The 13,495-nt window shown below is 35.9% G+C and carries 8 protein-coding genes; all 8 read right to left on the bottom strand.

From position 1 onward, the window contains the following. Positions 1 to 24 precede the first annotated feature (24 nt). Positions 25 to 1,206: an acetyl-CoA C-acyltransferase gene (locus EQG68_RS08350; RefSeq protein WP_129464355.1), complete on the bottom strand. Its 1,182-nt coding sequence runs from the start codon at positions 1,204 to 1,206 to the stop codon at positions 25 to 27. Between the two features lie 88 nt (positions 1,207 to 1,294). Then, a complete protein-coding gene (locus EQG68_RS08345; protein ID WP_129464354.1) occupies positions 1,295 to 3,685 on the bottom strand; it encodes a 3-hydroxyacyl-CoA dehydrogenase/enoyl-CoA hydratase family protein in 2,391 nt (796 codons plus the stop codon). 264 nt (positions 3,686 to 3,949) lie between these two features. After that, positions 3,950 to 4,381, bottom strand: coding sequence for a MarR family winged helix-turn-helix transcriptional regulator (locus EQG68_RS08340; protein ID WP_129464353.1), 432 nt, complete (start codon positions 4,379 to 4,381; stop codon positions 3,950 to 3,952). Between the two features lie 181 nt (positions 4,382 to 4,562). Next, positions 4,563 to 4,973: an OsmC family protein gene (locus tag EQG68_RS08335; RefSeq protein ID WP_129464352.1), complete on the bottom strand. Its 411-nt coding sequence runs from the start codon at positions 4,971 to 4,973 to the stop codon at positions 4,563 to 4,565. A 115-nt stretch (positions 4,974 to 5,088) separates the two neighbouring features. Further along, a complete protein-coding gene (locus tag EQG68_RS08330) occupies positions 5,089 to 6,864 on the bottom strand; it encodes an AMP-dependent synthetase/ligase (protein ID WP_129464351.1) in 1,776 nt (591 codons plus the stop codon). Between the two features lie 162 nt (positions 6,865 to 7,026). Beyond that, positions 7,027 to 8,346, bottom strand: a complete 1,320-nt coding sequence (locus tag EQG68_RS08325) for an LTA synthase family protein (RefSeq protein ID WP_246011686.1) — start codon at positions 8,344 to 8,346, stop codon at positions 7,027 to 7,029. A 688-nt stretch (positions 8,347 to 9,034) separates the two neighbouring features. Beyond that, on the bottom strand, positions 9,035 to 12,688 hold the full coding sequence (purL, locus tag EQG68_RS08320; protein WP_129464349.1) for a phosphoribosylformylglycinamidine synthase: 3,654 nt from the start codon (positions 12,686 to 12,688) through the stop codon (positions 9,035 to 9,037). Positions 12,689 to 12,820: 132 nt separating this feature from the next. Then, a complete protein-coding gene (locus EQG68_RS08315) occupies positions 12,821 to 13,462 on the bottom strand; it encodes a DUF1579 domain-containing protein (RefSeq protein WP_129464348.1) in 642 nt (213 codons plus the stop codon). Positions 13,463 to 13,495: the final 33 nt, after the last annotated feature.

Genomic DNA, 13,495 nt, shown 5'->3' with positions numbered 1-13,495 from the left:
CTATATTCTATTTTCTTTTCTCTTTTATAGCAATTCAAAAATTCCAGCACTTCCTTGTCCGGTTCCCACACACATACTCACCATTCCATATTTACTGCCACGCAAACGCATCTCATCAAAAAGTTGGACAGACAATTTAGCACCCGTACAACCTAGTGGATGCCCTAATGCAATCGCACCACCATTCACATTAACGATTTCAGGATTTAAACCTAATTCACGAACTACGGCTAGTGATTGCGAAGCAAAAGCTTCATTTAACTCAATTAAATCGATATCATTTAAGGTTAATCCTGCTTGTTTAAGTGCTTTTGGAATGGCTTTTACCGGCCCAATTCCCATGATTCTTGGTTCAACACCGGCTGATGCGAAGTTGACTAAGCGAGCAATTGGCTTAATTCCTAATTCATTAACCAATTCTTCGCTCATGATTAATACGAAAGCAGCACCATCACTCATTTGTGATGAATTTCCTGCCGTAACGCTACCATCAGCAGCAAATACAGGTTTAAGTCTTCCCAAAGCTTCTTTGTTGGTGTCCGCTCGTGGCCCTTCGTCTTTGGTAACGGTGTAGGATTTGGTTTCTTTTTTACCGTTTTCGTTCAAAAACGTTTGCTCAACAGTAATCGGAACAATTTGTTTGTCAAATTTGCCTTCTGCTTGAGCTTTTAAAGCTTTTTGGTGGGAATGATAGGCAAACTCATCTTGGTCTTCACGCGACACGTTGAATTGTTTCGCCACCGCTTCTGCAGTTAAACCCATTCCCCAGTAGTAATCTTCGTTTCCATTTGCCGCAACGGAATAATCCGGAGTGGGTTTATAGCCACCCATCGGAATAAAACTCATACTTTCGGCACCACCGGCAATTATGCAATCGGCCATTCCGGACTGAATTTTAGCGGTTGCCATTCCAATCGTTTCCAAACCGGACGCACAATAACGATTCACGGTTACACCCGGAACATCCGTTACTTTTAATCCCATTAAGGAAATTAGGCGACCTACGTTTAGTCCTTGTTCCGCTTCGGGCATAGCGTTGCCGACCATTACGTCGTCGATGCGTTTTTTGTCAAAATCGGGTAGTTCATTCATCATAAACTGAATAGTTTCTGCCGCCAATTCATCCGGTCTTTTGAAACGGAATACTCCTTTTGGTGCTTTTCCGACTGCTGTTCTGTATGCTTTTACTATATATGCTGTTTTCATGTTTTTTGTTTTTAAGAGTATAGAAAATAGAGTATAGAGAATAGATTTTATCGGTTAAATCTATATTCTATTTTCTTTTTTCTATTATCTAATTTCTTAACGGTTTTCCTTTGGTTAACATAAATTGAATGCGTTCCAATGTTTTGCGTTCTGTACATAATGATAAAAACGCTTCTCGTTCAATATCCAACAAATACTGTTCACTCACCAATGTAGGTTCTGATAAATCGCCACCAGCCATGACATACGCTAATTTGTTGGCAATTTTTCTATCGTGTTCCGAAATGTATTTTCCGGCTTGCATTTGATCGGTTCCCACTAAGAACATTCCCAACGCTTGTTTTCCTAATACTTTAATGTCTTTGCGTTGAATTGGTTGGGTGTAGCCTTGTTCTGCCATTTGTAAAGCAACTTGTTTGGCTACCGCAATTTGTCTGTCACGGTTTACTACCACTATATCTTTTCCTTTTTGAAGAATGCCATAATCAAAGGCTTCATATGCTGAAGTCGCTACTTTTGCCATACCGATGGTTAAGAAATATTCTTGCAACACATTCAATTCCACATCATTTTTACGGAATAAATCGGAGGCACGTAAGGTCATTTCTTTAGAACCACCACCGCCCGGAATCACTCCAACACCAAATTCAACCAGACCAATGTAGGTTTCTGCAGCGGCAACCACTCTATCGGCATGCATCGTCATTTCGCAACCACCACCCAATGTCATTCCATGTGGAGCTACGACAACCGGAATAGAGGAGTAACGGCAACGCATCATGGTGTCTTGGAACATTTTGATGGCCATATTCAATTCGTCATATTCTTGTTCAACAGCCATCATGAAAATCATTCCGATGTTGGCACCCACAGAGAAATTTGCTCCTTGGTTTCCAATAACTAAACCGTTGTATTCTTTTTCGGCTAAATCGATGGCTTTGTTGATGCCTTGTAAAACACCACCACCAATAGTATTCATTTTGGAATGGAATTCTAAGTTCAAAATTCCGTCACCTAAATGATGAATTGTAGCATCGGAATTACCCCAAACTTTTTGGCTTTCTCTGATATTGTCAAGAATTATAAACGCATCCTGACCCGGAATTTTCTCTTGTGATTTCGTTGGAATGTTATAAAAATAGGTCGCTCCATTTTTTACGGTATAAAAAGAAGCGTTTTCAGATTTTACCATTTCAGTCACCCAAGCGGCCGGTTCATAACCTTCTGCTCGCATCATTTCAATTCCTTTGGCTACGCCGATGCTGTCCCAAATTTCAAACGGACCATTTTCCCAACCGAAGCCGGCTTTAATGGCGTCATCAATTTTATATAGTTCGTCTGATATTTCAGGAATTCTATTGGAACAATAGGCAAACATCGCCGCAAAATTCTTTCTGTAAAAATCACCGGCTTTGTCTTTTCCTTTTACTAAAACACGGAATCGATCAATCGGTTTGTCGATGGTTTTCGTTAGTTCTAAAGTGGCAAAAGAAGCTTTTTTATTCGGACGATATTCCATCGTATCTAAATCCAAAGACAAAATATCCTTATCTACTTTTTTATAAAATCCTTGTTTGGTTTTGCTTCCCAACCATTTGTTCTCCATCATTTTATCAATGAAAGCAGGTAATTTAAACAAGTTGTGAGCTTCATCATTCGGGCAGTTTTGGTAAATGCCGTTGGCTACATGAACCAAGGTATCTAAACCTACTACATCTACCGTTCTAAAGGTTGCCGACTTTGGACGACCAATCACCGGACCGGTTAATTTATCTACTTCTTCGATGGTTAGACCCATTTCTTTCACTTGGTGAAACAAACTCATGATACCGAAAATTCCAATTCTGTTACCGATGAAAGCCGGCGTATCTTTGGCTACGACCGATGTTTTACCTAAAAATTGTGAGCCGTAATTCGTTAAGAAATCTAAAACCGACTGACTCGTTTTTGGTCCCGGAATGATTTCAAACAACTTTAAATAACGAGCCGGATTGAAGAAATGTGTTCCACAAAAATGTTGTTGAAAATCATCAGATCTTCCTTCGCTCATGAATTGTATCGGAATTCCGGAGGTGTTAGAAGTCACCAATGTTCCGGTTTTTCTATATTTATCTACTTGTTCAAAAACCAATTTTTTGATGTCTAATCGTTCCACCACCACTTCGATAATCCAGTCGACTGATGAAATTTTCGGCATATCATCCGTCGTATTACCGGTAGTGATTCGGTTAGCGAATTTTTGACTGTAAATAGGCGAGGGGTTCGATTTTAAAGCATTTGCCAAACTGTCATTCACAATACGGTTGCGAACTGCTTTACTTTCTAAAGTGAGTCCTTTTTTCTCTTCCGCCTCGTTCAATGCATTTGGAATGATGTCTAACAAAAGGACTTCCACACCAATATTGGCAAAATGACACGCAATACCGGAGCCCATAATTCCGGAACCGATGACTGCCACTTTTTTGATTGTTCTTTTCATTTTTTATTTCTTATTGCGGGTTTTAACTTTCCGCTGGTTTTTGATAGTTTTATTTTTTATACTTTCAATTCACTTTTTATCTTATCGAACACGGATGAGGTAGATTAAGTGGATTTTCACTGATTTCTTTTATTCGCTTAGCGAAAATGGATTTGAATGGATTCATTACCGCTAATAATTCTTTTTTTACTACTTTTCTGAAAACTGCGACTGCTCCCGAAGCCTCGGGATGAAAACTCCCAACTCCCATCTTCCAACTCCTATCTAAAAAATCTTCTTCTCATTAATCAACTCCGTAATTACCTCTGCTACTTCCATAAAGTTTTGTAATTTTTCATCACTTACATTTTGGCGGATGACTTCATTGAATTTCAATACAGTATTACGAGACAATTCTCTTTTCTCTTTGCCTAATTCGGTCAAGTATATTAAAACGCCTCGACCATCATCCGGATTTTTTTTGCGGATGATGAGTCCTTTTTCTTCTAAAGTTTTTAACGTTCGGGTCAAACTGGTTGCTTCCATTCCCATCCGATTGCTGATGTAGGAGGAAGGTGTTCCTTCTTCTTTGTCAATGCTAAGCAACGCAAATCCAATAGCCATTGAACCGTCGAATTTGGAAGCTTCTTCATTGTACATTCTTGCAACTGATTGCCAAGTCGCTCGAAGAATATAATCTATCGTTTTATCTTTCATATTTTACGCAAACGTTTTCAAAGATAATAAAAATTTATTATGCACGCATAGTATTTTTTAAAATTTAACATTTCGATAATATGTAAATTGTATAAAAACAGACTGGTATTAGTCTTTATATCAAAACAAAAAGACAGATTTTAGTCCGTCTTTCTACTGATTCTGTTAAAATGCTGAATAGTTAATTTAAAGTATATTCGACCGAAATGGCAGTGTTCAATACTTTTGAAATCGGACAATTTTCTTCGGCATCTTTAACCAATTCGGCAAACCTACCTTCCGAAATTCCATTTACTGTTGCTTTGAGTATTAAATGCGATTTTGTAATAGCTCCGTCTACAAAGGTGACTTGGCATTTTGTTTCCAATTCGGTAGGTTCAAAGCCGGCTCCACCCAAATTGAAACTAAGTTTCATTGTAAAACATCCTGCATGAGCGGCAGCAATCAGTTCTTCAGGATTGGTTCCTATACCATCTTCAAAACGTGAACCAAATGAATATTGTGTTTTGTTTAAAACGGTGCTTTGTGTTGTTAAATTTCCTTTTCCTTCTTTACCGGAACCGTTCCAAACGGCAATTGCATGTCTTTTCATAGAATTAAGTTTTATATTTAGTACAATTTACAAATTCAATATTTAAAGCTTGTTATGATTGTGTTAACTGTTTTATAAATACAAAAAAAGCCCCCAATTAAGAGAGCTTTCCGTATTAAGAATTGTAAATTTTGTCATACAACTGTTTGTACTTTTCTTTCACAATTTTTCGTTTTAACTTCATAGTGGGAGTAAGATGACCTCCTTCAATTGACCAAATATCAGGTGTTAATTCAAAGCGTTTGATTTTTTCCCAATTTCCGAATTTTTCATTGGCTTGATCTACTTCCTCTTGAAAACGTTCTAACACTTTAGGGTTATTCACTAATTCTTCGTTAGAATCGGAGAGGTTCACTTGGTGTCTTTTTGCCCATTCCCGAACAAATTCAAAATTAGGTTGAATGAATGCGGCCGGCATTTTTTCACCATCACCAATTACCATTGCTTGTTCAATAAAAAAGGATTGTTTTAAACGATTTTCAATTAATTGTGGAGCAATGTATTTACCTCCGGATGTTTTAAACATTTCTTTTTTGCGATCAGTGATGCGAAGAAAACCATCCTTATCAAATTCACCAATATCTCCGGTATGAAAGTAACCGTCTTTAATAACTTCATCAGTTAAAGTTTTATCTTTATAGTAACCCATCATTACATTGGGACCTTTACAGAGGATTTCGCCGTCTTCTGCTATTTTCACTTCAACCCCTTTAATTAATTTTCCAACAGTTCCAATTCTGAAAAGTCCGTTTCTCATGTCATTCACAGAAATAACAGGGGAGGTTTCTGTTAATCCATATCCTTCCATAACAGGTATTCCTGCTGCAGCGAAAACTCTTGCCAAACGATGTTGTAAAGCAGCACTTCCGGATACCATCACATCTAAATTTCCACCTAACGCCTCTTTCCATTTACTGAAAATTAATTTTCGGGCAATTCCTAATTGTTTTTCATACCACCAACCGTTTTGTCCGTAAGGTTTGTAACGTAATCCTAAATTAATCGCCCAGAAAAACAGCATTTTTTTGATACCGGTTAGTTCTGCACCTTTACCATAAATCTTGTCATATACCTTTTCCAACAAACGCGGTACCACTGTCATTACATTAGGATGAACTTCTTTTAAGTTATCAGTTAATTTTTCAATGCTTTCGGCAAAATAAACAGACACCGAATAATATTGATAGATGTATAAAATAACTCGTTCGAAAATGTGACAAATAGGCAAGAAACTTAGGGCAGTACTGGTTCCTTCATTAAAAGGAATTCGCGGTGCACTATCTAATACATTCGAGACTATATTGTTATGAGAAAGCATTACTCCTTTAGGTCTTCCTGTTGTTCCTGAAGTATAAATGATAGTGGCTAATTCTTCCGGTTTAACATTGTTTTTTCGGTCTTCTACTACATCTTGATTGGACACATCCGCACCTAAATCTAATAATTCTTTCCAGTTTTTGCAACCCGAAATTTCATCAAAAGAATAAATGTCTTTAAGCGAAGGGACATTATTTTTAATTGCAATTAATTTATCATAAACCCCTTGATCAGAAACGATGCAATAGCTGGATTCAGAGTGATTTAAAATGTATTCGTAATCTTCTGATGCGATTGTTGGATAAATAGGTACCGTTTGTGCACCAACTTGCAAGGAACCAATGTCAAAAATATTCCATTCCGTTCGGTTGGTAGAAGATATTAAGGCTATTTTATCATTTTTTTGTACGCCTAATCGAATAAAAGCTCTTGAAATTGCATTCGATTTGTCAATATATTCTTGCGTAGAGGTTTTTACCCATTCACCATTGTATTTGGTAACCAAGCAATCAGGAACATTGTTTTTTGCAAGTTGATAATATGGAAAATCAAAAAGTCGGGTTATTGGAATCATTTTTTCATAGAATTTTATGCAAATTAGAGAAAAAACAATGATTTTCAAACCATTTTAATAAAAAAAGGAGCTGAAATTTCTCAACTCCTTGATTTTTTATACAATATATGAATTATAACGACTTCATTTTTTAATAAATAACTACATACATTAAATGAATTTTTAATTTTTTCTCAACCTATAAGTTCTTGTTTTATAAAGATTTTGAGCTACAATTAGATGAGCCAATGCATCTTTGGAAAGTTCTACATTTAATTTTGACGGTTTAAGAATACTATCATTTATTACTTTAAATTGTAAAGGTTTTGATTTAGGTTGCAAAATTATAATATCGTTTTCAACTCGAAATGCAAAATTGTCATGAAATTGCATAATACTTCTACCTTTTGTTTTTGTATTAATTTCGAAAATACTTCTGCCAATCATGGGTGTTTCAATATTCACTCCACTGTAACTTAACAGAGTAGGCGGTATATCAATTTGACTGGATTGTAAATTGAAAGTCATTCCTTTTGGTACATTTGGCCCTATGATTAAAGCAGGTATCCTGAATTTTTTTATGGGAACTAAATATTTACCGTAGGTTCTAGTATTATGATCTGCAATAATTACAAATAAAGTATTTTTATAATAAGCTTCTTTCTTCGCTAATTCGAAAAACTTTCCAATACTAAAATCAGCATACTTGATAGCATTATTTACCGTATTTTTATTTTTTTCGTATAATATTATTCTTCCGTCTGGGTATTCAAATGGTTCGTGATTTGAAGTTGAAAAAAGTAAAGAAAAGAATGGTTTATTTTTCAATGATATAAAATATTGATTGGCTTTGGTTACTAAATCTTCATCACTATATCCCCAAGTTCCTTTTAACGCATAGCTTTGGTTGTCTTGGTCAAAATCAGTCTCATCAATAATATTATCAAAACCGTTTCCGTTGAAAAACGAGGCCATGTTGTCAAAATTTGCCATTCCGCCATAAATGAAACTGGTATCATATCCTTCATTTTTATAGACAGAAGCGAGTGTAAAAAAGTGTTCTTGCGAGTTACTAAGTTTCACTACACTTTCTGAGGGACTTGGTAAAAATCCAGAAATCACAGCTTCAATTCCACGAACACTCCTTGTACCCGTACAATATAAATTAGTGTAGAGTAATCCTTCTTTGGTGAGTTTATCAAATTCCGGAGTTAAAGGCAATCCACCCAAAGAGCCTACAAATTCGGCTCCAAGACTTTCTTCCAATATAATTACAACATTATACTTTTTTTTAGAAATACTATCTGATTTGTTCATGTGTAAAAAAGTAATACTGTCAAATGGAAAGCCACTTTCTTTTGTTGTCATGTATTTTTTTACTCTGTTATTGGCTTCTTCAATATTCATTTTTCCATATAACTTTGATATATCTGTTTCGTTTTTAATTGAATAAATTGCAAATCCCAAAGTATACAATGAATTCAATCCTAATGAATTTGTCATTTGGTCAGTTGAAAAAACTGCATTACTCGCATTTATTGGTCGTTTTGATGTTAAACTTGACCTTGCCCCAAAAATCAAAAGAAATAAGATTATTGGCATCAAAATCAATCTCATTTTTAGAGGTATTGGTTCGATTTTAAAAAGTTGTTTACTTTTTTTGATTCCTAAGTAGATACTAATTAATAGACATAAAAAGGTTAAAATAAGTGATGGAAAGTAACTTTTTAATAAGGTTCCAAATACTTCTTTGGGATAAATTAAGTAATCTATGAAAATTCTATTTGGTCTGGTGTCGTATTGACTTATAAAATTCACTGAAGCTATTTCTGTCAATAAAATTAGTATAAGAAATAACAAGAAATAAAAATTGATTATTTTTTGAATATGGTGGACAAACCTTTCCGGAATAAATGTTAATGCTAAAAAAGGTAAAAAAGAAAGATAACTAAAAACAATAATATCAAAACGAAAACCTATCGGAAAAATATACCAATAATTTTGAGTTTCTGAAACCCTATCAAAAAAATAAATAAATAAAAAAAATCTGCTTAAGGAAGTAATCAAAATCCCCAAGCAGAAAAATGTAAAAATAGGTTTTAAATAAGATAAATTTTTCATTTGAAATTTTACGAAAGCCAAATTTACTTTAGTAAAATTATCAATTGATTAATTTTAGCTTAATGGTTTCTTAATGTTTACTTAACCAATTTTTTGCATTCACAAATGCCTCCAACCAAGGCGAAACTTCATCGACTCTGTCATTCGGATAATGTGCCCAATTCCATGGAAAAGTAGAACGTTCAATATGTGGCATCATTACCAAATGACGACCGGTTTTATCACATAGCATGGCTGTGTTGTAATCGGACCCGTTTGGATTGGCCGGATAATTTTCATAACCGTATTTGGCTACAATATGATACTGACTTTCTTCGTACGGTAACTTGAATTTTCCTTCGCCGTGCGAAATCCAAACACCTAAAGTTGAACCTGCCAATGAAGAAAGCATGACCGAATTATTTTCCTGTATTTTCACAGAAGTAAATCCACTTTCGTGTTTCTGACTGTCGTTGTGGTGCATTTTTCCGTGAATTTCATGTTCCGGATTAATGACTTCTAATTCCATAAATAACTGACAACCATTGCAAATTCCAACCGACAAGGTGTCTTCTCTTTTAAAGAAATTATCTAACGCCGTTTTTGCTTTTTCGTTATATAAAAAGGCTCCTGCCCAACCTTTGGCAGAACCCAAAACATCTGAATTAGAAAATCCACCCACCGCACCAATAAACTGAATGTCTTCTAAGTTTTCACGACCCGAAATTAAATCGGTCATGTGCACATCTTTTACATCAAATCCGGCTAAATACATGGCATTGGCCATTTCACGTTCCGAATTACTTCCTTTTTCACGGATAATGGCTGCTTTTGGTCTTGGTTTTGAAGCATCAACTTCCGGTTTTTTTCCATTGAAATGAGTGGGAAAATGATACTGTAACGGTTGATTTTTATAATTTACAAACCGTGCTGCAGCTCTACCGTTTTTGGTTTGTTTTTGATCTAATAAATAGGAAGTTTTAAACCAAATATCTCTATATTTTTCAATCGGTAACGCATAATTTTCGATTTTTAAAACACCCGAATCAGTAACTTTTCCTAAAGTATGGAAAGAGATATTTTCTTCCTTCAAGAATGATTCAAAAACGTGATCATCATTCGCTTGAAGTACAATTCCGATATTTTCTGAAAATAAAATTTTCAACAAATCTTTTTCATTAAATGAATTAAAATCGAGTTTTGCACCTAAGTGATTATCTGCAAAACACATTTCTAATAAAGTTGTAATCAAACCACCGCTTCCTATATCGTGTCCGGCAGCAATTTCATCGTTTTTGATTAATTCCTGTATGACATTAAACGCTTTTTTAAAGAAAGCCGCATCTTTAATAGTTGGTGTTTCTTTTCCAATTGCATTTCTAATTTGAGCAAAAGAAGAGCCACCCAATTTGAATTCATCTTGTGATAAATTGATATAGTAAATCGAACCTGCTGATTTTTGAAAAACGGGTTCGACCACTTTTCTAATATCATTACAATTTCCGGCGGCAGAAATAATCACCGTACCAGGTGCAATGACTTCGGTATCGGCATATTTTTGCTTCATGGAAAGGGAATCTTTTCCGGTTGGAATGTTGATTCCTAATTCGATAGCAAATTCAGAACACGCTTCAACGGCTTCATATAAACGAGCATCTTCGCCTTCGTTTTTACACGCCCACATCCAGTTAGCTGAAAGTGAAACACTTTTCAATCCGTCTTTTAGCGGAGCAAAAACAATGTTTGATAAGGCTTCACCAATGGCATTGCGACTACCCGCTTTTGGGTCAATTAAAGCCGAAATAGGCGAGTGGCCAATAGAAGTGGCAATTCCTTCTTTACCTTGATAATCCAACGCCATGACTCCTACATTATTCAGCGGTAATTGAATTGGGCCGGCACATTGTTGTTTAGCTACTTTTCCACCTACACAACGATCGACTTTGTTGGTCAACCAATCTTTACAAGCCACAGCTTCAAGTTGTAAAACTTGTTCCAAATAGGTTTCAAAATCGGCATCTTTATAATTGATTTCAGTAAAATGACGGTCTACCGAAACATCTTTCATGATCATTTTGGGTGAACTTCCGAACATATCGGCCAATTCAAAATCCATGGGTTTGGCTCCGGTTGTTTTTGATTCGAATGTAAAACGATGATCGCCCGTAACTTCACCCACTTGATACATAGGCGAACGTTCTCTATCAGCAATGCGTTGCAGGGTTTCTAGGTCTTTTTGACCGATAACCAATCCCATTCGTTCTTGACTTTCGTTACCAATAATTTCTTTAGCAGATAAAGTTGGGTCACCGACTGGTAATTTATCCAAATCGATTAATCCACCGGTGGCTTCCACTAATTCAGATAAGCAATTTAAGTGTCCACCCGCACCGTGATCGTGAATGGAAACAATCGGATTTTCATCACTTTCCACCAAACCACGAATGGCATTGGCAGCTCTTTTTTGCATTTCCGGATTGGAACGTTGAATGGCATTTAATTCTATTCCGGAACCAAAAGCACCGGTATCGGCTGAAGAAACGGCAGCACCGCCCATTCCGATTCTATAATTTTCACCACCTAAAATCACAATTTGATCTCCGGTTTTCGGTTCGTGTTTTTGAGCTTGATTGGCTTTTCCGAAGCCTATTCCTCCTGCCAACATGATTACTTTATCAAAACCAAGTTTTCTAGCTTCTTCTTCGTGTTCAAAAGTTAAAACTGAACCTGTAATTAACGGCTGTCCGAATTTATTACCAAAATCGGAAGCACCATTCGACGCTTTGATTAGAATATCCATTGGGGTTTGATACAACCATTTTCGTTCCTCCATCGCATTTTCCCACGGACGAGTTTCTTCCAATCGAGAATACGAAGTCATATAAACCGCAGTTCCGGCTAAAGGAAGTGAACCTTGTCCACCGGCAAGTCTGTCTCTGATTTCTCCACCAGAACCGGTAGCTGCCCCGTTAAAAGGCTCAACCGTTGTTGGGAAATTATGGGTTTCTGCTTTTAAAGAAATAACGGAATCAAACTCTTTTGTTTGATAAAAATCAGGTTTGTCGGCACTTTTGGGAGCAAATTGTTCCACTTTAGGACCTTTGATAAATGCAACATTATCTTTGTATGCTGATACAATGTCGTTCGGATTTTCAGCCGATGTTTTTTTGATTAATTTGAATAAGGAAGAAGGTTTTTCTTCACCATCAATCACAAAAGTTCCGTTGAAAATTTTGTGACGGCAATGTTCGGAGTTTACTTGTGAGAACCCAAACACTTCGGAATCGGTTAAATTACGTTTCAGTTTAATGGCAAGTGTATTCAAATAATTGACTTCTTCATCGCTCAATGCTAACCCCTCTTGTTTGTTGTAGGCCGCGATATCTTCAATTTCTTTGATGGATTCCGGTTGAATGTGGATGGTGAAAATGTCTTGATGTAATTCCGTATATTTTTGAAACAACATCGGATCAAAATCGGAATGGTTACTTTCTACCTTATGAAATTCTTCAATACGAATAATGCCCTCAATACCCATATTTTGAGTAATTTCCACAGCATTCGTACTCCAAGGCGTAATCATAGCGGCACGTGGGCCAACAAAAAAATCCGCTAAGACGGATTTTTCAATTTTATTTGTATTGCCAAAAAGCCAGTTTAATTTTGCGATGTCTTGAGTCAAAAGTTCGTTTTGCGTTTGAACGGCAAAAACAGTTGAACTTTCGTTTCCGAAGAAATGAATCATAAAAAATTATTTGTGTTGTTGTAGGTGCAAATTTACGTTGAAAAAAAGTAGTTTCAAAGTATATTTTTTCACTAAGTTGTGAACAAAAAAAAGACTGTCTATCAAACAGTCTTTTAAAAAAAATATAAAAAATTATTTTTTTCTTGTCATGATAATTTCCATGCTTTTGTATTCTTTGCCACTAAAATCAACATCAAACATTTCCATTTTACGAGTGTTTTTATCAACAATAGTGTAGGTTTCACGGATTGCTTTTTCTTTCTTCGTAACCGGATCTACTGTTGTTCCTGAAAAATTGATAGTTTTGGTCGCTTCATCATATTTTCCGGATATTACCATAATTCCTGTGCTCATGTTGTCAATCCAAGTAGAAGTGTATTCTTGCGATGCATTGTTGTAGGCTAGTGTACTTTTTCCTTCAAATGGCATTCCCATAAATTCTCCTTTGTGAATAGTTTCCTGATAACGATCACCATAAATCATTTTTGATTCTGCGGTCATGGTGTTTTTCATAGGTTCTGCACCCGGTTCCATCCACATGGTCATTTCTTCATTCCAAGTGCCATTTTCCAAAGCTAACATTTTGTGTGGTTCACCCGGAGTCATGAAATCTTCCCATGCTTTTGCAATCGTAGCAGAATCAGGAATTGTAATCGGTGTTTCTTCTACTTTGACTGTGTCGGTAACACTTGTCGAGTCTGTTTTGGTTTCTTCTTTTTTTCCACAAGAAACTAGCGAAATAATCGCAATAAGGGATAAAAATTTTAGTTTCATAATTTTATTGTTTTGTTAGGTTTGATATGTAAA

It is taken from the genome of Flavobacterium piscinae (genome assembly GCF_004122145.1).
Taxonomy (GTDB): Bacteria; Bacteroidota; Bacteroidia; order Flavobacteriales; family Flavobacteriaceae; genus Flavobacterium; species Flavobacterium piscinae.
Note: the sequence above shows the minus strand (reverse complement) of the source record. Positions and strands in the feature narration are given on the sequence as shown.